At 49.6% G+C, this 21,204-nt stretch carries 16 protein-coding genes and 1 other RNA gene; 7 read left to right on the top strand and 10 right to left on the bottom strand.

The features are described 5' to 3' along the window. Window positions 1-292: 292 nt before the first annotated feature. The gene (locus tag KJS69_RS15275) at window positions 293-1,474 is read right to left on the bottom strand and encodes a galactokinase (RefSeq protein WP_249730537.1); all 1,182 of its coding nucleotides are present in this window, start codon (window positions 1,472-1,474) and stop codon (window positions 293-295) included. Window positions 1,475-1,481: 7 nt separating this feature from the next. Next, window positions 1,482-2,354, bottom strand: a complete 873-nt coding sequence (gene fba, locus KJS69_RS15270; RefSeq protein ID WP_213584640.1) for a class II fructose-1,6-bisphosphate aldolase — start codon at window positions 2,352-2,354, stop codon at window positions 1,482-1,484. Window positions 2,355-2,462: 108 nt separating this feature from the next. On the opposite strand from fba, the gene KJS69_RS29980 reads away from it, so the two are divergent. Beyond that, the gene (locus KJS69_RS29980; protein ID WP_283777464.1) at window positions 2,463-2,591 is read left to right on the top strand and encodes a hypothetical protein; all 129 of its coding nucleotides are present in this window, start codon (window positions 2,463-2,465) and stop codon (window positions 2,589-2,591) included. Window positions 2,592-2,742: 151 nt separating this feature from the next. Here the strand turns inward: KJS69_RS29980 and KJS69_RS15265 are convergent, their stop codons facing one another. From KJS69_RS15265 to KJS69_RS15255, 3 genes are all read right to left on the bottom strand, one after another. Continuing rightward, window positions 2,743-3,516 carry a DeoR/GlpR family DNA-binding transcription regulator gene (locus tag KJS69_RS15265; RefSeq protein WP_213584639.1) on the bottom strand — a complete coding sequence of 258 codons (774 nt, stop codon included), beginning with the start codon at window positions 3,514-3,516 and terminating at the stop codon, window positions 2,743-2,745. Window positions 3,517-3,657: 141 nt separating this feature from the next. Beyond that, the gene (locus KJS69_RS15260) at window positions 3,658-4,650 is read right to left on the bottom strand and encodes a hydroxyacid dehydrogenase (protein WP_213584638.1); all 993 of its coding nucleotides are present in this window, start codon (window positions 4,648-4,650) and stop codon (window positions 3,658-3,660) included. A 237-nt stretch (window positions 4,651-4,887) separates the two neighbouring features. Further along, window positions 4,888-6,267 carry an extracellular solute-binding protein gene (locus KJS69_RS15255; RefSeq protein WP_213584637.1) on the bottom strand — a complete coding sequence of 460 codons (1,380 nt, stop codon included), beginning with the start codon at window positions 6,265-6,267 and terminating at the stop codon, window positions 4,888-4,890. Window positions 6,268-6,457: 190 nt separating this feature from the next. Here KJS69_RS15255 and KJS69_RS15250 point away from each other — a divergent pair, with 190 nt between their 5' ends. Both KJS69_RS15250 and KJS69_RS15245 read left to right on the top strand, forming a co-directional pair. Then, complete coding sequence (locus KJS69_RS15250) at window positions 6,458-7,486, top strand: Gfo/Idh/MocA family protein (protein ID WP_213584636.1); 1,029 nt, start codon at window positions 6,458-6,460, stop codon at window positions 7,484-7,486. A 406-nt stretch (window positions 7,487-7,892) separates the two neighbouring features. Then, window positions 7,893-8,738 carry an AraC family transcriptional regulator gene (locus KJS69_RS15245; protein ID WP_213584635.1) on the top strand — a complete coding sequence of 282 codons (846 nt, stop codon included), beginning with the start codon at window positions 7,893-7,895 and terminating at the stop codon, window positions 8,736-8,738. A gap of 209 nt (window positions 8,739-8,947) precedes the next feature. On the opposite strand, the gene fsa is transcribed toward KJS69_RS15245, so the two are convergent. The 4 genes from fsa to cshA all read right to left on the bottom strand — a co-directional run bounded on the left by fsa (window position 8,948) and on the right by cshA (window position 12,715). Next, complete coding sequence (fsa, locus tag KJS69_RS15240; RefSeq protein ID WP_213584634.1) at window positions 8,948-9,604, bottom strand: fructose-6-phosphate aldolase; 657 nt, start codon at window positions 9,602-9,604, stop codon at window positions 8,948-8,950. Window positions 9,605-9,828: 224 nt separating this feature from the next. Then, window positions 9,829-10,010, bottom strand: a non-coding RNA gene (gene ssrS, locus KJS69_RS15235) — 6S RNA. 121 nt (window positions 10,011-10,131) lie between these two features. After that, entirely contained in the window at window positions 10,132-11,007 is an 876-nt protein-coding gene (locus tag KJS69_RS15230) for a YesL family protein (protein WP_213584633.1), read from the bottom strand. A 160-nt stretch (window positions 11,008-11,167) separates the two neighbouring features. Beyond that, complete coding sequence (gene cshA / locus KJS69_RS15225) at window positions 11,168-12,715, bottom strand: degradosome RNA helicase CshA (RefSeq protein ID WP_213584632.1); 1,548 nt, start codon at window positions 12,713-12,715, stop codon at window positions 11,168-11,170. A gap of 398 nt (window positions 12,716-13,113) precedes the next feature. On the opposite strand from cshA, the gene KJS69_RS15220 reads away from it, so the two are divergent. The 4 genes from KJS69_RS15220 (at window position 13,114) to KJS69_RS15205 (ending at window position 15,811) form a co-directional block, all read left to right on the top strand. After that, window positions 13,114-13,656, top strand: a complete 543-nt coding sequence (locus KJS69_RS15220; RefSeq protein ID WP_213584631.1) for a DUF4178 domain-containing protein — start codon at window positions 13,114-13,116, stop codon at window positions 13,654-13,656. A 21-nt stretch (window positions 13,657-13,677) separates the two neighbouring features. Beyond that, window positions 13,678-14,439 carry a DUF4247 domain-containing protein gene (locus KJS69_RS15215; protein WP_213584630.1) on the top strand — a complete coding sequence of 254 codons (762 nt, stop codon included), beginning with the start codon at window positions 13,678-13,680 and terminating at the stop codon, window positions 14,437-14,439. Between the two features lie 172 nt (window positions 14,440-14,611). Next, window positions 14,612-15,433: a YitT family protein gene (locus KJS69_RS15210; RefSeq protein WP_213584629.1), complete on the top strand. Its 822-nt coding sequence runs from the start codon at window positions 14,612-14,614 to the stop codon at window positions 15,431-15,433. A gap of 189 nt (window positions 15,434-15,622) precedes the next feature. Further along, the gene (locus tag KJS69_RS15205; RefSeq protein ID WP_213584628.1) at window positions 15,623-15,811 is read left to right on the top strand and encodes a hypothetical protein; all 189 of its coding nucleotides are present in this window, start codon (window positions 15,623-15,625) and stop codon (window positions 15,809-15,811) included. Window positions 15,812-15,965: 154 nt separating this feature from the next. Here the strand turns inward: KJS69_RS15205 and KJS69_RS15200 are convergent, their stop codons facing one another. Then, the gene (locus KJS69_RS15200; RefSeq protein ID WP_213584627.1) at window positions 15,966-21,032 is read right to left on the bottom strand and encodes an S-layer homology domain-containing protein; all 5,067 of its coding nucleotides are present in this window, start codon (window positions 21,030-21,032) and stop codon (window positions 15,966-15,968) included. Between the last annotated feature and the right edge of the window lie 172 nt (window positions 21,033-21,204).

Genomic DNA, 21,204 nt, shown 5'->3' with positions numbered 1-21,204 from the left:
TCTCTTACTCCGCTTCACGGACTATAATCTTCCTTGCCGACAATCTATATATCTTGAACTAAAGAATAGCTCTCATTCCGTTCCGAAGGAGTGCCTCCGAAGCTTCAAACATCTAAACTATTTCCCCAAAAAGTGAAGATGGGCTTCGAAGCGATTCCAGGTACTTTTCGGGGACCCCGTTCCAACAGATTCCTTCTATATAGATGGGCCTTCGGATGGTAGGAATACAAAGCCAAAACTCGCCCTGGAAGCATCTTTCTTTCTCCACTTCATGACCTATTCAATAATTAGTTCAATTTATATAACAATCCGCCAGCTCGGATACCCCATCGCCGATGCTCGCCACATAGAAATCGGCTTGCAGGCCGGTTTTGTCCTGATAAGCCGTTCCTACCTGACGGATGAAGGCGTCTACTGCGTCTTCCCGCACCAACGATACGGTACAGCCTCCAAAGCCGGCCCCCGTCATCCGCGAACCGAGCACTCCATCTACTTGAAGCGCCTCCTCCACCATAACATCCAGTTCGCGGCAGGTCACTTCGTACAGATCTCGCAGGGAATCGTGAGAAGCGGTCATCAAACGGCCAAATTCGGGCAAATCGTTCTTTTTCAGCGCTTCAACCGATTTCAGCACGCGATCGTTTTCCTCGATGACATGCTGCGCTCTTTTGCGAACCGTCTCTTCCTTAATGCACGATTGAGAATCTTCGAATTGGTCCAAATCCAATTCCCCCAGCAGCTGCAGCCCGGGATGCTTCGCGCGCAGTTCCTGGGCAGCCTGCTCGCATTGGCTTCTTCTCATATTATACTCTGAATCGACTAGTCCTCTTCGTTTATTCGTATTGCCAATGACCAGCTTATACCCTCTGCTGTCAAAGGGAACGGGCTCATAGTCCAGTGTGTTGCACTTCAACAGAAGCGCATGGTCTCGTTTGCCCATCGCCACTGTAAACTGATCCATAATCCCGCACTTCACGCCCAAAAATTCGTTCTCGGACCGCTGGGCGACAAGCGCCAGCTCCACTCTGTCTATCGGATGGCCTTCCATGCTCATAAAACCAAAGGCGGTCACCAGTTGAAGTGAAGCGGAGGAGGAGAGGCCGGCTCCATTCGGGATATTCCCGTAATAATAAACATCATAGCCCCCGAAGGTATAACCGTTTTTTTGCAAATGGACCAGAATGCCTTTAGGATAATTGATCCATTCCTCTTCCTTCACATATTCCGCACGATCCAGGTCGATTGTTCCCTGCAATTCGAAATTGCCGGACGCCAGCCGGATTTCCCGGTCTGATCTGGGCCGGATTAGCATCGTCGTGCCAAAGGTCAACGCGGCCGGAAAGACATAACCGCCGTTATAATCTGTATGTTCTCCGATCAGGTTCACCCGTCCCGGCGCATAAAAGCAGCGGATGGATTCGGATGATCCTCCGAACTGTTGGATAAAGGCCTCTTTCATGGCTTGGCGGTTCATCCTGCTATCACCGTCCTGTTAGTTCTTTCGCTTTGCCGATACTTCCGCATAGGCGCATTTTCTCAATAGCCGCTTCTTTCAAAGCTTTTTTAGCCGGAACCATATAGGATCTCGGATCGTTCTCGTCAGGATTAGCTGCAAAGACTTCTTTAATGGCATCCGAGAATACGATTCTTAGCTCGGTCGCCACGTTCATCTTGGCCATTCCCAGAGATACGCAGCGTCTGACCTGCTCCTCCGGAATCCCCGAGCCGCCGTGAAGAACAAGCGGCACCTCTACCTTGTCCGCAATACGCTTAATCCGGTCAAAGTCGATTTTGGGCTCGCCTTTGTAAATACCGTGAGCCGTTCCAATCGCCGGCGCCAGGGTCGGAACACCGGTCAATTCGACGAATTTGGCACACTCGTCCGGATCAGCCATCAACGCTTCATGCTCGGCAACGACGATATCATCTTCTACTCCGCCAACTTTGCCCAGCTCGGCCTCAATATTGACTCCGGCGGCTTTAGCTACCTCAACCACCTTCAATGTCTGTCTTACATTTTCTTCAAACGGAAATCTGGAAGCGTCGATCATTACCGAAGTATACCCTGCGCGGATACAGCGGACGATCAAATCGAAATCAGTGCAATGGTCGAGGTGAAGAGCAATCGGAACACTGGAAAGATTCGACGCCACAGTAGCTGCCGCAGCGATATATTCCGGGCCGAGATGCTTGACCGTACCTACAGTCGATTGAATAATTAACGGAGATTGGGTCTCCTCCGCAGCTTCCACGACCGCTTGAAGCATTTCCAGCGTATGAACGTTAAACGCTCCGATACAATATCCGTTGGCTCTGGCTTGTTGAAGCAGGGGTGTGGATGATACTAATGGCATAATAAATTCCTCCTTAGAAGTGATGAGCGACCGCCCAAATGATGGAATAAAACATAAGTAGTTGACCTTTGTGTTTATTTAGAATCTGGTAAAAAGAGGTTGATAACTATGACTACCATTGACTATCATTTTCGTCTAGTTTCATTTGTCATGTGTCATGGTATTCGATTTGTGGGATTGATTTTGTTTCCCCTGTTCACCTCGGTTCAGAAGCCGGCCAACGGCATAAAGCTGTAAACAGATGTTTCTTTTGTGATAATTTACTTTCGTTTGGTTTCATTTATATTGTACTGCAAATATAGCGGAGTGACAACGATTTTTTAACCTGCGGACACCGGCTGCTCTGGTTAACCTGCACCGAATTTATAAGTCCTATTGGCCCCCGCCATTAGACCAAAATCAATTCAATGCCAAGATCCTCGATCCGTCTGGCGTCTTCTTCGGGGAGCAGGCGGTCCGTAATCACCGTATGAACGACATCCAGCGGGGCAATATGAGAAAACATGACCTTGCCGAACTTGCTGCGGTCCGCCACTACGATCACCTTCTTGGCAATCTCGATCATCTGTCTGTTTACACTGGCTTCAGACAAGTTAGGAGTCGTCAAGCCCTCGTTAAAATCAAACCCGTCGACACCAAGAAACAGCTTGTCGACGTTCAACTTCGCCAGTGACTGCTCAGCCAATGGACCCACCAGCGCGAAAGATTTGGCCCGCAGCTTGCCGCCGGTCATAATGACGTCCCACCCGGGCGGACTTCCAAGCTGCGAGGCGATATTAACCGCGTTGGTGACGACGGTTAAATCATTCTTTCCCGCGAGCCTGCGGGCGAGTAGCATATTGGTCGTCCCCGGAGTCAACAGGATCGACTCTTCGTCCCCGACGTGTCTGGCCGCCGTCTCGGCAATTCGCTCCTTCTCCTCCGTGTAGGCTCCCGCCTTCTCGAAGAACGATTTCTCGCGGGCCGTCTCTGGAAAATTAGGCTGCGGGGCCATCGCTCCCCCATGGGTCCGGATGAGCAGCTCTTTTTCCTCGAGCCTCTCCAGATCTCTCCGGATCGTCACCGGAGAAACGCCCAGCGCCTCGCTCACTTGAGCGACCGTTACCTTTCCTTGCCGGGTAACCATCTCCACTATTTTAATTTGCCGTTCTTCCGCAAACATTCCTTACCCTCCTGACCGCTTGAAACAGTTGTGCGATCGAATGTGATTGTTATTCTTCATTTGTGTCGCTTTCTACTTTCATTATAATCGAAACAAAAAATAAAGACAGATATATTATCAAATATACCTGTCAAAAATTTTTTAGGCGATCGTATGAAGCTGTTGAAGGTTAACCTCGCCATCCAGCGGTTCGTTGTTCAGGAAGCGCCGAATCTCCTCGACCGAATATTCTCCCATTCTAAGCTTTCCATTATTAACGGCCCCGGCGATATGTGGAATCAGAATAACGTTCGGCAGACGGCGGAAAGGATGATCCTGACGGGGGGGTTCCGGATCCGTCACATCGATACAAGCAGTCAGCCTCCCCCTCTCGAGCTCTTCCACCAGCGCATCCTCATCGATCAGACTGCCGCGGGAAGTATTGATCAGTATCGCGTCATCCTTCATCAGCGAGAGAGTCTCTTGATTGAACATCTTGTTCGTCTCGGGAATCGAAGGAGCGTGGATCGACACAACGTCAGAACGGACCAATAAATCTTCCAGACTTACCTTCGTTACTCCCAATTCCGCAGCTTGCTCCGCAGTGACAATCGGATCGTAAAGAATAATTTCAACATTGAAATTTTTCATCAGCTTTATATAATGCCGTCCTGCTCTTCCGGCTCCTACGACTCCAATAGTGACGCCGTATACTTCGCGGATTTTTTCCTTATCCTTAGCCCATTCGCCGGCCCGGGTGTTTTTGGCAAGCTGCCACATATTTTTCAACGAAGTAATCGTCAGGCCCAGCGCCGTCTCCGCGACCCCGATTCCCAGCGCTCCATTAGCACTGCTGACCCGGATTCCCTTAGCGGCCATCTCCGGGCTCACAATTCCTTTAACCGTCCCAGCGGCATGCATGACCAGCTTCAAATTGGGAGCTTCCTTGATGATCTCCAGATCCAGCCTTGGGCTTCCCCAGGTCGTAATAGCAATGTCCGCCCCTCTAATCAGTTCCTTCACCTGCTCGGCAGTCGGGCTTTCGTCTACCGTGCTCTCCTTCAGCGTTCCCAACTTCCGAAGTTGATCCAGATCTTTGGGAGCAAATATCCCGCTTAACATCTCACGCCCCGCCAGCATCGCAATTTGGCTCATCCGTCTAACTCCTTTATAACGTAATATTATTCCTGGTTCACATTTGTCCTATATCTTTCTCGCATCTTCATCATAATGGAGAATTTAAGCCGCTGTCAATCCATTTCCAAATAAAAATTACACGATTTCTCTCTATGTAATGTCTATGTAGTGTATGTTATATCGTTTTCTATGAACCAAGGGAAGGCATCTGGTATACATCTTCCGGCCTGTCTGCTAACTTTCAGTGCCGAGTGTTTAGAGTTCATCGTTATTTCTTTCCAGCATTTCCTCAAGCCTTTCACATAATTGCCGCTCGTCGTAAAGCCCAGACCAGTACAGCTTCGCTTGCTGGGTCATATGTATAATATCGCTGTTGGAAAGTCCAAGCTCGCTGTAGTAGCTGAAGGTGGAGGCTATCTCCCGGTACAAATGAAACCTCCCGGGGCGGTACAGCTTTTCTTCTCCAGTCCATTCAGCCGCCGGCTTTAACGCCGGAATGCTTAACGTATGATGACGGATGGCTAGTTGAGAGGCATAGCTGGTCAAGAAATCGATCAGCTTCTGAGAAGCCTCCTTCTGAGACGATTTGGCATTCAGGACGAGACCGATGACGAGCAAAAGGGTCTTGGCGTTATAATGGTGTGGAAGAGGGGCCAGGTCCCAGTCCAGCTTAATATGCTTGAGCCGGTTCAAAGCAAAGTAGCTCGTTAAGATCATAGAGGCCCTGCCCTCCTTGAACAGTTCCTCGACATCCGCCTCTTGATCAAAAACGGGCGGAATTCGCTGCTTACCCACTAAGTCACGGCTTATTCTGAAGCTTTCTAGCCACCGCGAATCCTTCAATCTCGGCCGACCGTCTTCCCCTCGCTGCAAGGATTCGCCGCTTTGCAGCAATAAGACAGGCCACCGATTTCGCGACTGTAAGTGAAAGTAAAAACCAAGCCGCTCGTCAGGACGGGCCAATATCGAAGCCGCTCGAGACAGATCTTGCCAGGTCCAGCCGCTGTCCGGCTCAAGCAGGCCGCTCTCCCGCAAATGCTCCCGGTTGTAGCACAGAACCAGTGGCGAGAACATAAATGGCTTCGCTTTTAGCGCAGCGTCCATCATAAAAGCCTTGGTAACAAACGGATAGAAGTGAGGATCAACCGGCTGTTCCTCCAGCAAGGCCAGCCGCCCGCTCTCCTGGATGGTCTGAAAAAGCGGATAATTGATCGTCGCCACGTCCAAGAGACCCGCCTCCAAATATTCGATCACTCCACTATCATTCATTATCGGGACAGCCTGAACCTTAATCTGTGGATACTGCTCGTGGAATCGCTCGAGCAAATTAAACAGATCCGACTCATCCGTTATCGATCGGTGATATCCGAACCGAACCGTCAGCGCGCGATCGTCTTCCGGGCGAGCTACCCGATTGCCCACCTTGGGAACTTTAACGATCAGCCCTTCCGATACGAGGATATCGAGCCCTTTGCGAACGGATTTGTTACTCAGGCCAAATTGCTCTCCGAGCTTTTTTTCCGAGGGCAAATAATCTCCGATCTGCAGCCGAGAAGTCAGAATCTCCTCTTTCAACCGCTGAACCATATCATCGAGCCGGTCACGGAAGGTTTTACGGCTTGGTCTATTGGTCATTATTTTAATTTCACCATCCAGTTCTACACACCTATTTGTTCTCAGATTACCTTAACAGGCCAACGATAGTCAAAAGAAAGGACATTCCGGTAAAGGAGAGTCAAGTAAACGCTATTCCGTTTATGCTAGGCTATCGATAGGAGTCCGGAGCAGTGACGGATGACAAATGAACTGTTAAGAGGTGACCGGCATGAGAAAGCTTAGATTTGCCATCGTTGGAGCAGGAGTCATCGCCCCCTTCCACGCTAAAGCGATTGCGTCCAATCCGCAAGCTGAACTGGCAGCTATCGTTGACGTAGAGGAGTCGAAGGCGAAGAAATTAGCCGAAGAGTATTCTGTAACAGACATTTACACCGACTATGAGAAAATGCTGCAAAGAGATGACATTGATATCGTATCGGTCTGTGTCCCAAGCGGTATTCACGCGGAAGTAACGATAGCCGCGGCCGAGGCAGGCAAGCATGTTTTTTGCGAGAAGCCGCTGGATATTACTGTGGATAAAATGGATCGAATGATTCGCACGGTAAGAGAACGCCAGGTCAAGCTGGGAGTTGTCTATCAGCGGCGTACATTCCCTGCAGCTATTGCAACCCGCAAAGCCATTCAACAAGGAAGGCTCGGCAAGCTGGTGCTGGGAGACGCTTATTTGAAATATTACCGCAGCCCTGAATATTATCGCAGCGCAGGCTGGCGCGGCACTTGGGAGTTGGATGGAGGCGGCGCCCTGATGAATCAGGGGGTTCACGGCGTGGACCTGATTCAATGGATGGTTGGCGATGTCGAATCGGTCTTTGCCTATTCCGCACCTCTCGTCCGTTCCATTGAAGTGGAGGATACAGCGGTTGCTGCCGTTAAATACAAGAACGGCGCCTATGGTGTCATTCAGGGAACGACATCCGTCTATCCTGGAATGGAGACTCGCTTTGAGGTTCATGGCGAGAATGGAACCATCATCTTTGGCGACAGCGGCATCAAAGAATGGTCATTCGCCGATTCCGACGAGAAGGCTCCGGAAGTTCAGGGAACACTCGCGGCTAGCAGCAGCGCTACGAATATATCGAATGACGGCCACTTCGTTCTTGTGGACGATCTGATCCAGGCCATTCATGAAGACCGCGATCCGATGATTACCGGAGAAGAAGCGAGCAAGGCCGTGAAGCTCATTCTCGCCATCTACGAATCGGCTCGTACTGGCCAAGAAGTAAAGCTGAACTACTAAGCTCCATATATAAAGGTTATATAGAGATACTTGAAATAGCCTGACTTTTCACGGCATTTCGACATTACTGCCCGTTATATAAGTGGCACTAAAGAAAGCGATCATTCCGTTCCGAAGGAAAGTGCCTCCGAAGCTTCAAACATCTTGTTTTGTATTCCTTATTTATTGGATGGGCCGTCGGGTGGTAGGAATACAAAGCCAAAACTCGCCCTGGAAGCATCTTTCTTTCTCCACTTCATGAGCTTTGAATTCTTTAGTGCCGAGTATATAGAAGGATTAGCGGGCTTATTTTCCATTAACGCTATTCCTTGAAATTTGTAGTATAATAGCTCCGAACGAAGTCTTGGGCGGAAACGGCAGCAGCTGTCCGTCCTGAGAGAGACTAAGAACGATTCGGAGGATACCCATGTATACCGCTTCCTATCCTTACCCGCTCTTTAACGGATTTGTTTATCGGAACAATCGTCCGATTAACCAGCCTGCTTTTCACTCGCACAGTCAGTACGAAATTTATTATTTTCACAGTGGAAAATGCAGCTACCTGCTTGGAGATAAAGTCATTGATCTCGTTCCCGGCGATTTCATTCTGATGAACGGAATGACTCCGCACTGCCCCAGAACAGACCTCAATGTAGAGTATGTAAGGAGCAATTTTTTATTCGATCCTTCCTTCATTCAAATCTTGGAGGAGAAGCCGAGGAATATCAATCTGCTAAAACCGTTCCAGGTGCTCAGAAATCATCACCTTCGTCTGGATGGCGAGCGCAAAACGGAGATGGAGCAGCTGTTAGAGCGCATTAATAACCTTTACCGGAAGAATGATTTATTCTCCTATCATAAGCTAAGATTGGCCTTTATCGAGCTTCTCCTGCTTATTTACGAAATGTGCCAGGAAGAGATGGCGAAACAGGAGGAGCTTCCGCAAGAAAAAGAGAGAACGGTGCAGAACATTCTATCTTTCATCGAAAGCCGCTACACGGAAAGCATTCATTTGGAGCAATTGGAAGCGGAGCTGCATATGAGCAAATATTATTTGGCGAGGCTGTTTCGCGAAGTGACCGGGCAAACTATTTTTACCTACTTGTATCAAAGAAGAATAAATCAGGCAAAAATGCTGTTCATGCTCGATCAAGGCCAATCGGTAACACAGGTCGGTTATCTCGTGGGCTTTAAGCATCCAGCTCATTTCAGCCGTCTGTTCAAGCAGCAGGTCGGGATGACTCCCGATCAATATCGTAAATCGATCAAATAATGTAATCCATGGGGGCTAATCCCACCAGTCACCGAAGATGACTTGTGGGATAGCCCCTTGTTAATTTACACGATTTCGTTAAATTAGAGGGTACTTTTGCACTTCATTCCCCGCTTTTGGGAAAAGGCTCGATTTAAGAGGTACTTTTGCACTTCAATTCTTCCTATGAGGCTGCAAGATTTAGGGAGACAACCTCCCGCTAACCAAAATCAAAAAGTTCCCAGCTTGGCGTTCTCCCAATCCTCAGTAAACTTCTGGATTCCTGCATCGGTTAATGGGTGCTTGGTCATTTGTTGAATAACTTTGTAAGGCATGGTTGCAATGTGCGCTCCTACGAGAGCTGCTTCAATGACGTGCGTAGAGTGACGGATGCTGGCCGAAATAATTTCCGTCTCGATTTGGTGAGTTTTAAAGATGCTGCTCACTTCTTCGATCAGGTTTATTCCCACCATGTTAATATCATCCAGACGGCCGATGAACGGGGATACGTAAGTCGCGCCCGCTCTGGCGGCCAACAGTGCTTGAGTCGAGGAGAATACCAGAGTGACATTCGTCTTGATTCCCAATTGGCTGAAACGGTGAGTCGCCTTCAAGCCTTCTTCGCACATAGGAACTTTAACGACGATCCCCGATCCGAGTTCGACTAATTTCTTCCCTTGCTCAACCATCTCATCTGCATTTAGACTGATAACCTCAGCACTGATCGGAAGATCGCCAACAATCGAAACCATTTCTTTAATCGTTTCAAATATGTCTCGTCCTTCTTTGGCAATCAGCGACGGGTTAGTCGTAATCCCCGAAATGACTCCAAGCTCGTGTGCTTTTCTTACCTCTTCCACGTTAGCCGAATCAAGGAAAATCTTCATGCGGCAAAAACCTCCTTATTGTAAGTTAAATGTAAAGCTCCACCCGAGGAGCTTATTTAAACTGCGCCAGTTATGTAGCACGCATGGCAACACAAAGAATAAATGCCGCCGTCCGCAAAATACGCGAATGGCGGCAGACGTTATCGCCTTAAGCTAGGTGAGCCCGAAGGCTTGCCCATAGCAATTGGGCGGATCATTCGTCGTGTTGTTGTTATTGCGAGTAAAGAAAACCCGCAAATGCCGTCCGATTTTCTTGTTTCGAAACCCGCTCTCGCAGGTGGGTGTCCGCAGCGGTGCTTTTGAAGTCCCCTTTAGGGGGCAGGTCAGCCGCATCACAATATAGAACTCCCTAGAAACATACATTGGTTCAAAACAACGTAAACCGTAACGCACATCGCAGGATGTAAAACTGTATTACTTATTATAAGGATTGGATGGCAAAAAGTAAACCTCAAACGTTCATCCAATTTGTGACCGAAGCGTTAAGCCGCTGCCGACCTGACCGGATGAATCTTTAATTTCCGATCTTATCGCTTATTGTTGTTCTCAGGCTCCGTTTGTTCGGAGCGGTCTGAGCGGGAATCGTCCATGGAAGACTCGTCTCTGGAATCGGCAGGCTCCTCTTCTGGCCGTTCCGTATCCTCTCTCTCCCGTTCCTCCTGCTCTTCCTGTTCTCTCTCGGCTTCCATCTGCTCCAGCTTCTCGCGCTGCTCCTGAAGCTTAATGAAGCCACGGTGGAAGTGCCAGAAAGTAACTATCGCGATTACACTCCCCATGAAGAACGGAATGAGGAAGTTATACTTAAAGCTGATCATAACGATAGCTACATTGGAAATAATGATGATGATCGATGCAATCGGCCGGCCAATCGTTATCAATAAGCTGTTTTTAAGAATCTGCCAGAATTTCATATGAAAATGAACCATAATCGACAGATAATTAAAGAACGAGGCGACCAAAATAACAAACAGAGTAATGAATAAATAGGATAACAGGCTCAGCGTACCTTCCTGATTTCCGTAAAACTGATAATTGACATAGAGAATGCCCGTCAGAATCAGGTAGGCAATCCCCCCCAGCATACTCTGCAGGTAATTTTCCTTATAGCCTCGAAAAAACGTTTTCAATAGCGGTACGTCAACGTCCCCCGTTACCCATTTACGAGCTACCGTGAAGACGGCCGCCGTAGCAGGAACAAGAGTGAAAGGAGACACGACTCCGATCAGGAACAAGCCTTGTTTGAATAGATCCGGATTCTCCACCATCTCCGGGTTCAGGAAAACAACAAGCAGTAAATAGAAAAAAGGTAACGAGCAAACCACCCATAAAATATTGGTGACCGATAACCTCATTATCCATTCGGAGATGCGGTAAAAGCCCCCCATTAGTCCGCGGAATTCCAAGCCAGTTTCCTCCTTCGAATATTGAGTCTGCCTAATTCACATTCGTCTATTATAGCTTATTTTCTCTTAAATCGATAGGGGAAAGAGAAAGCGGCTACTTAAAAAAAATCTCTTGCGCCAAGCGGAATAAATCCACAGCGCAAGAGATTGATGTAATCCATTAGTCGTTCCTGGAATAGGAGCTGCGGTGACTGTCACGTCCGCCGCCATAATTACGGCTGGAACGAGTATCGCCATCCCGGCGGTAGTCGCCGTCTCGACGGGAATAACGGGATCCGCCACCGTATCCACCGCCGCCTTGACGATCATTGCGGCGGAATCCGGAACGGTTGAAGTTGCCGCTCGGTCTTCTGCCCGAGTTGCGAACGTCCGGGCGACGCTTCTTGGCGCGGATCGGATCCTCCGGAGTCAGCTCGATGTTGACTTCTCTCGCTTCTCCGGTCAGCAGCTTGATTGCCGCAGCAAGCAGATTGACGGAATCATACTGCTCCAGCAGTTGAATGGCGACGCCTTTATACTGCTGAGCGCCATCGTTATTAATGACTTCGATCAGCCGCTCGGCAGTCACGCGCTGCTTGCCTTCAATCGCCTCTGCCAGAGAAGGAAGCGGCTTCCGCGCAATCCGGTGACGCGTAACCCGTTCGATGAAATGCAGATGATCGATTTCTCTAGGCGTCACGAATGTCCAGGCCGTTCCTTCCTTCCCTGCACGGCCTGTACGGCCGATTCTGTGCACATAGCTTTCAGGATCCTGCGGCAGGTCGAAATTGACGACATGGGATACTCCCGATACATCAAGCCCGCGAGCGGCAACGTCGGTAGCTACCAGAACGTCGATGCTGCCGTCTCTGAATTTCCGCATAACGGTGTCCCGCTGGTTCTGGGACAGGTCTCCATGCAGACCTTCCGCAGAGTAGCCGCGTTTTTGCAGTGCCTCTGACAGCTCATCAACACGCCGTTTGGTTCTGCCGAATATAATAGCGAGATCCGGAGCTTCCATGTCGATCAGGCGACATAAAGCTTCGAATTTTTGCTTCTCGTGAACCTCGATGTACGCTTGCTGAATTAACGGTGCGCTAACTTGCTTCGGAATAACCGAGACGTGCTGCGGGTTATTAAGAAATTGCTGAGCGAGCTTCTGAATGTTGGGGGGCATCGTAGCCGAGAAAAGCATCGTGTGCCGCTCGTCAGGCACCAGACTCAGGATGGATTGAATATCCTCCATGAAGCCCATGTCGAGCATTTCGTCAGCCTCGTCCAATACGACCGTGCGAACGTCTTCCAACTTAATGGTCTTCCTATTGATATGATCCAGCAGACGGCCGGGTGTTCCGATAATAATTTGCGGGCGCTTCTTCAAAGCGCGAATTTGTTTAACAATATCTTGTCCGCCATAGATCGGCAAGGAACGAATCCCTTTAAAGCGTCCCAGCTTCTCGATTTCCTCCGCTACCTGGATCGCAAGCTCCCGTGTCGGACACATGACGAGAGCAACGATTTTATCCTCGGAAGGCTTGATTTTATGAATTAGCGGTACGCTGAATGCAGCGGTTTTCCCTGTTCCGGTTTGTGCCTGTCCGATCAGGTCCAACTCTTGCATAGCAAGTGGAATCGTTTTGGCTTGGATTGGGGTTGCTTCCTCAAAGCCCATTTCAGTAATCGCTTTTAGAACTTTCGGCTCCAGTCCAAATTCTTGGAAATTTTTCAAATGTTTCAGTCTCCTTTTTCTGTCGGGCAAAAGTCACCCAGTCTTCTTCCCTTAAGTGCGACGGTGCGACAATTTCTATTTTATATCGTTCCCTTATTAAGAAGGTGCAAACTAATCGACAAACAAAAAAGCATTTTCCTCGGGTACCGGGAAAATACCGCCGAACAGCCGTACTTAAGAACAATAATAGAAAGTATATCATATCCGATCTATCATTGACCAGTTCCGTTGCTCTTAATTACCCTTTTTATTACTTCATGAAACCGAAGATGCCCCTTATACGTATGTAATCCTAAGGAAAACACAGCCAAGTTAATTTGCAGACCTCTTTCTTGTCCACTCCGGGGACTGTAATTTTTGTACCGACAATATAGATTATACGGGGGAGCGTTGATTCCATGTCCATTCTCAAAAGAATCGGTTCCATTATAAAAAGCCATAAAGAAGAACCGGCTCAGGCTGACAAGACGGTTAACCATCCTATGGAGGAGGCTTCCGTTGGCGATATCGTGACAGTCGAATTGGAGCAATACGTTATTAGCGGTAAAGTCGTTTATTTTGATCGCGGCTTCGCTCCTCACCGCTATGCCTATTATTTACAGAACGGGCAACAAATATGCTGTCTTCTGGTGGAGAAAGGCCGGACCTATGAATGCTTTCTCTGCCAGTTTCTCGAAGGCTCGCTGGATGATCCGGACGATATTCCCACTCAATTGGTGGTCGATGGGGAAGTGGAATACGAGCTGGAGCATTACCGCAAGGATATTACGCGGACCGAAGGAAACACCGACTTCCGCCAAAACGATGAACTGATGATTTGGCGTTATTTTTCTACCGGGGACCGCTACTTCTTTCTGCAGTGGCAGGATGGGAAATTCATTGCTTTGCAAGGGGAGCGGATTCCGGCGGCCGATGTCCATTTTATGACTTCGACCCGTTAATTCAGGAGGAGGTGACCGTCAGTGAAACGTTGGGTATCATTCATCGCGGCTTTTCTCTCTCTGACCCTAGTGTTGGGTTGTTCCAGTGCCGGCAGTTATGTTAAAGATCATTTTCCTTTGTCGGACGTTATAGGTAAAGGAAAGGACACTTCCAAAATCTATTTCGCCGAGGGGCAGGATGTTCCTACTACTGCCAAAGAACTGAGCAAACAGGAAAAGCCACAAGAAATAAGCGAAGAAAACGACGAGCAAATGTTTCTTCTGTACAAAGACAAGTTAATTAATTTGCAGAAGGATCCTGAGAACGAAGAGAATACGATCATTGAAATAAGCTCAAGCGAGTATGTCAGAAAAAATTACGATTCCTCCTTCCTGGAAGGCTTTCTGACGGCTGCGCTGCTGAACTCATGGTTTGGCGGCTGGGAGAAGGGCGGGGATTCGCCGGGACAATATCGCGGGTATAATCCTGCCTCCGTCCCCCCCAAATCTGCGGGAGATCCATCGACTTCATCGGGAACGAGCCCCCCGAAGTCCAACGATAGTCCAACAACTTCGGATCGGACCGGAAGCTTCAGCAGCAAGGCGTCCAAGGAAGATAAGGGCAAGCAAAGCACAGTTGCCCCGGCTCCGTCTGCCAAGCCTAAAAGCAGCGGAATCTTCTCCACCAAGTCCTCCAGCGAATCCAAGGAATCGCGGAAGAACGACGGCTCCACCCCATCCGTAAAGAAGCCTAGCAAGCCAAAAACAAGCAAACGCATCGGTTCGTTTTCCAGGCGAAGGTAAGAGCGTTATGGAACTTTAGCATCTTCTTTAGCGAAGAGGATGCTTTTTTTGCGGGGATTTGTTGAACAACCTCTTAAAGAGGTTTATTTTTCCACTGTATAAGGTTACACTACTGGTGGGATATCGGGATCTCCGATAGCCTTGTCAACAATTTCGCTAAGGAGGTAGCCTGTTGAAGAAATATACCGGGGAGATCATCTACATTTTACTGGGAGCGGCCATCCTGGCAGCCAGCTTCAACCTGCTGCTTATCCCCCACCAACTGCTTAGCGGAGGACTATCAGGCGTCGCCATGCTCATTGGTTATTTTACGGATTGGAATATTGGTCTCATATATTTCATCGGCAACCTTCCGTTAATCGTCTGGGGGCTTATCGTCATTGGCCGAAGATTTATTATCCTCAGTGTTATTTCCGTCGTGGCGACCACCTGGCTGATGCAGATTATTCCCGTCACCGCCATCACAAGCGAACCGCTTCTGGGAGCCGTCTTCGGAGGGGTACTGGGGGGAATCGGAATCGGAATCTCGCTTAAAGCAGGAGGTTCTACAGGAGGCTTCGATATTGTCGGCTCTATCGTTACCCGCAAAAGGGATTTTCCGCTAGGCACCTTCCTGTTCGCCGTCAACGGAGTAGTCATTCTAGCCCTGGGCTATTTCAAAAAAGACTGGGACCTGGCCTTGTTCTCGATGCTTTCTATGTATTTGGCCTCGAAGCTGGTCGATACGATACATATCCGGCATGTTAAAGTTACAGCTTTCATTGTTACGCGGCATCAGCAGGAGCTGATCGACAAGCTGGTTCGGCTTCCACGGGGGGTGACGGTCATCCAGACAGAGGGAGCTTTTACCCAAACTCCGCAAACGATGCTGATGACGGTGACGACAAGATACGAATTGGCCGAGCTGAAGAAACATATCTTTGAAACCGATCCGAAAGCATTCGTCAACATCGTAGAGACAACAGGCATATGGGGGGAATTTCGCCGGCTTTAACGGAATGGGCTCTGAGGTCAATAATGCTTGCCTGCTTCCTTGCAATTGGTTGGAATTGGCCATGCGCGAAGCATCTTCATATGATATAATAAAGCTGTGCACTTTCATAGCGTCTGGTAATTTGCATTTCCGCTTCATTTCACTATCTTTTCCTGATCGACCTACTAACGATTGGAAGGGTGATGATGTATGGAAACCGTTAAGCTATCCAGGATTGTTATGAAATGGACGCCAGAGCTTTATCCGTCCTTAAAGCAAGCTGAGCTTGATTCCCAGATCGTTCTTGCGAACGGTATGGAAGCATTGGAATTTAATGACGCCTTGGAGATTATCCAATACAGCATCTCCGAGCATCAGAAAGACGCCCCTCTTCACTAAGGGGCGTCTTTTTAATGGGTTTATTTAATACATAGCAGTCTCTCCCAAGGCCGTAGAGCTAAGCGCTTTGTTCCTTGCTAATTCTAGCCTTTTATGGCTTGGCAGTTTTGTGTAAATTCATCTCTGTGAGCTAAGTTTGGACTCCCGATCGCTGTTAGCTTCCGTTTTTTAAAATCCTGATAAGAACAGTGACCGCCTCAGCTCTTGTTACTTTATCATTGACAGCAATGGTGTTGTTTTCTCTTCCTTCAATCAACCCGTAATCAACCGCAGCCGCAATTTCTGCCCGGGCCCACGCTGGAACCTGCTCTGCATCTGCAAACTTCAGCCGGGCATCCGGATCAAGCTTCAATCCTAATGCGCGTACGATCGTGACGATCCATTCCGCGCGGGTCATTTCTTGGTTGGGACGGAACGTATTGTCCTCGTATCCATTAATAATGGTCTTCTGCGCCAGAAGCTCAACGGAAGATATGGCCCATTCCGGGATCTCCTTAAGATCAGCGAATCCCGGTTCAGTCCCCGCTCCTTCTAACTTGAAAGCGCGGCTTAGCAATACCGCCATTTCAGCGCGGGTCATGTGGCGGTCAGGCCGGAAGGTACCATCTTCATATCCGTCAATGATCCCCCGTTTCACCGCCGCTTCCACACTTGCACGCGCCCAATGATCAGTAATATCCGTCAAAATTACTTTTGGCTTAAGGTGCTGGCCGATATCTTCCCCTGCTTCCTTGTTTCCGGTATCTTTATCTTTGCCGTCCCCATCTTCCGGCTGTCCGTCTCCCGGATGGATGGAGGTCGGGGGCTGGATTCCCGGCGTATTGCTATCGGAATCGTCGTCCTCTGAATCATCGTCTGAACTGGCAGAACGAGTGGTCACCGTCACAACGGGACCGTCCTTAGTCCAAACTCCTTCTTGGCTGCCCGCCTCCACTCTAAATTGATAGCGGGTGCCTTCGCGCAGACCCGTCACTTTATAGCTGGATAAGTGACCCTCCGTTACGGCCAGCTCTTGGTCGTCCTGATATAATTTGAAGTTCGCCACCGGAGAGGCTTCGCTAATTCCAGACCACCCAAGAGTCACACTTGTTTCTGTAATATTCGATGCCGTCAGCTTTCCAGCGGTCCACTGCGGAGCCTCCGGCTTCGGCTGCGGCCCCGGACTAGGATCCGGATCTGGGCTCGGACTCGGACTTGGGCCCGGGCTTGGACTCGGGCTCGGACTCGGACTCGGACTCGGACTCGGGCTCGGGCTTGGGCTTGGGCTCGGACTTGGGCTGGGATCGGGCCCTGGTCCTGTTCCATCATCCGTGACCCGTAAGGCCAGACTTGAAGATTCAACCGTCACTCCATCCAGAGTGACAACCACCGAAAGTTCGGTCCGGCCCGGCTGCTTCGCCAGAACGGTGCCTTCCGCATCGATTTCGGCCACTTCCGGCTGACTGCTCTTATAAACCTTATTCGCACCGGACAATTCCTTGGTAGTCCGGCCCTTTTCGAGCAATCCTTTCAATGTAAGGCCAGTCTTCTCTCCCACGGCCAGCTCCGATACTTCAGCTGATAATTCGACTCCCGTCAGCTTCAGCACTAACTCGGGGATCGTATACTTATACAGGTTCGGCCCCTCAGGCTCGGTAAACATGTAGAAGTTGCCGAAATCATCCTGCGCCAGCTTGCGGACTTGGGAGGCCAGCACGGTCACATCCTTGGTAACCGCATCCACCTTGAAGAAATTGCCTCCGACCGTAGCATAAACATGGCCGTCGGTGCCCGTTTCCATCGATCCGTCAATCCACCGTCCATTGGCGCTCGGGAAGGCATCCTTGGTATAAATCACCTGACGGGTGTCAGGATCAAAGATGAATAACGCCCCGTTGGCCAAACCCCATATATTCCCGTCCGGTCCGACATGCAGAGATGTAATGGCCTGCTTGCCAGGTACAGGTACGATTTCAAATACTTTTTCTTTGTTGATAACATCCCAGACGAATAGTACGGCTTCCCGAGCTTTCGGGGTCCCCCCTTGCCCTCCATGGATGGAGGTGCCTCCATACAGCATACCGTCCTTATAAGCAAAGGAAAGAACACTCTGATCCGGGACAATATTCCAGTACACTTCAGGCTCGCCTCGGGATTCCAAGTCGTACACAGCCAGCACACCGCCGAGCATCGCGTTTCTTGGCACCGTGCCTACAAACAGCTTGTTGAGATCTTCCGCACCCGCCATCCCAAACGGCCGGTCTTGATATAAATAGCTGTCCGAAGGAGGATTAGAAGCACTCAAAGAAAATAACGAATTCGGATTCAACTTGTCGGAGTTTGTTCGATTCCAGGACTTCGACAGATCATATTCATAGATGCTGGCATTCGGGTAGATGCCGAGGTACATTTTGTCATGAATGTAGGTTATTCCTTCCCCTTGACCGATGCCCTCAAAATAGCGGCTTTCCCCGCTGGTCGGCGAATAAACACCCAGATTTCCTTGCAAGTAACCGGACGTATAGATTTTGCCATCCGGGCCTTTAGCGATGCCGTGAATGTTGACGGGTTCCGCTGGCACCTGAATGTCCGTCAGCTTGACATTCCCCGTTTCCAGATTGTACTTATACATTTTTCCAGAGTTGCCGGACAAGCCGACCAAGCTGTATCCAGGGAAGCCTTCTTCGTTCAATTCAACGAAATCGAAACCGATAGCGGCACCTTCGATCGATACCCCGAGGGAGCGGTAAACGTCCGTATCGAGATCATATTCAAATAATTCTCCCCCTAAGCTGGCAAAATAAATCTTATTCGCAATGGGCGATTTGGGAGAAACCCCTCGGGAAACATTGGTGAAGGCTGTCGCCTTTTCCCCTGTATCTCCGTTAGTCACTTCAAGAAGCTTCCCGCTTTTTACATCGACCACGAATGTCTCGTTGGCATTATTCGCTTCCTTCCGTGCAAACAGCTTGCCGCCTGCGAGATTCAAGTCGTAAACGGCAATAATGTTCTCAAATCCTTCCGGCAGAAGATCGCGCTTGGCGCCTGTCGCCAGATCAAATTCGAGCAGGCGGGGCACGTTGCCTATGCCGGCATAAATTTTATGAGTTTCTTCATCATAAACAACGACTCGTGTCCAGCGCTCTCCACTTGACCGGTGGGACAGAGTCCCGTAATCCTTGAATTGATTCGTCGCCGGATCGTACTCGTAGAGATGAGCGGTCGGGTACGTGCTTCCGTACATTTTGCCATCCTTGCCAGCCGCCATGGGATAGAGCACTGAATCTTTGGATGGCAAGGGATGACCCAGATTAATCAACTCATCCTGAGATGGAATATAGCGATAGAGCAATCCAAGATTATAGGCTCCAAGGTATACAGAGCCATCGTTGGACACTGTGACAGACCAGGCACCGGATGTATCGGGCATGGGAATACTTTTGACCACTTTTTCCGCAGCAATATCTATTATGGTAAAAATAGACGGCGCCCCGGCGACAACAGAGTAGATCACATTCCGCCCCTGGCCGTCCTTGCCAGCCGCACCGCGCATTAAAGTGGCCTTGCGAATTTGCGGTCCGAGATTCTCTCCAACGGTTAGGATGGAATTATCCGGAACCGGCTCCTCCGGAATAAAATGCTCTCCGCGAAGAAGCTTCACGTCATCGACGTAATAGAGGTAGGTCCTGCTATTGCTTCCCGCGAACATGACCGCAGCATATTGCGCCCCCTCCGGCACGACAGCAGTGATATACTGGTCGAACCATTCGTTAACCGGCTCGGCGACAATGCTCCAATCCTGCTTGGACATGTACTTTCCTTCAGCGTCAAAAAAGCGTAAATACATGCCGGATGAGCCCGTTTCGATGAAGGTGCGGGAAACTGCCGTATACGTAGCTCCGGCCTCCACGGGGATCAATTCACTGATCACGTTCAAAAATTGGCCTGGCGTGTTCTCCAATCGGAGACTGCGGGTTCCACCGCTCGAACGCTCATCCGTAATAGTGAACGAAGCAGCGTCCGTTGCCGGATTAAATGCCTTCCAACCCGGAATCTCGGCATTCACGGCTTGCTGCTCCATATCTCCATTCGGTATTTGCTTCATTACGCTGACCTCGTCAATATAAAAGTGATAGCTTCTTTTGCTTCCGGTTATAAGCGACACCTTCAACTTCGTTCCTCCAGGCTGAACCATAAAGGCTATATCGCGATATTGCCACTCCCCTTGCTGGGTCGTTGCATTCAAATAGGCGTGAAAATCTTTCCCGTCCGCGCTTTTAACAAGCGTTCCACTATCGTTATATACGTAAACGTACAGTCCTTCCATCGTCCCTTGCTCCAGGAAAACTTCGGCAGATAACGTGTAGGTCGCCCCTTCTTCTACGTCCATCAGGCTTGATTCCAGATTATATGCGGCTTGCCCCTGATTCGCTTCAAAGTTAATTCTAAGACTTTGGGCCCCCATCCGTTTCTCATCCGAGGTAACCTCCGGCTGCCCCGATTTAACCGTCCAGTCCGGGATCTCACCATTCAACACCGGCTGTTCAAAGCCTCCGTTCGGCAGCACAAACTGCTTCGGAGCTTCTTCTACCGGTTCCGGCGTCTCTTCCAGCCAGGTTAAGGAGTCGTAATAATAAGTCCCTACATTCCCTCTGGAAGAATAGAGCAGCACCCTTGCAGCTACGGCCCCCTCCGGCGCCAGATGGGTCACACTGAGATCATTCCAGACCTGTGACGGCTGACTGAGGATGCTATTCACATTAGTCAGCATATCCCCATCCGCATCATAATACCGCAAATACAGTTCTGCATTGCCCTCTCCCATTCCATAAACCATCGCTGTTACGGTATACTGCTTGCCCGGGGTCACGGCAATGGGATCGCTGATTAATCCCAACGGGTCGTCCTTGGAGGAATCATCAAGCTTAACGCTGGCGTCCCCCACGTGCTTAATCGTACTGTCCAGAGTGATTGGCAGTGATCCGAACTGTTGTGTCCAGCCGGGGATAGAGCCATCCTCTGCTAGCGGAAGATCGAATCCGGCATTGATTATTCCCGTCGATAGAGCAGCTTGCTCTGCTGATGGAAGGTCCTGCCCCGCCGCTGGAGCGTCTTGCTCTGCCGATATAGCGGCTGTCTCCGCCGCCGAGACCGCTCCAACAGGTGCGCTAACCAAGGAAGAAATGAGCAAGCAGAAGCTAACTAACAAAATCCATTCTTTGCGCCTACACCATCGATACATGATCCATATCCTCTCCTCATGCTTAAGTAAGTGCTTACATAAAAGTCCACTGGAATAAGAGATTCTTCCTTAAGCGGCTCACTTGGCTTCTATATAGGTGACACACATTGAAGAAAGCAGTCCTTCCGTTCCTAAGGAAAGTACCTCCGAAGGTCGAACTGAAAATTAGAGC

Source organism: Paenibacillus sp. J2TS4, assembly GCF_018403245.1.
In the GTDB taxonomy this organism is placed as follows: Bacteria; Bacillota; Bacilli; order Paenibacillales; family NBRC-103111; genus Paenibacillus_L.
The sequence above is the reverse complement of the archived record's forward strand: the minus strand, read 5'-3'. Positions and strand labels throughout refer to the sequence as shown.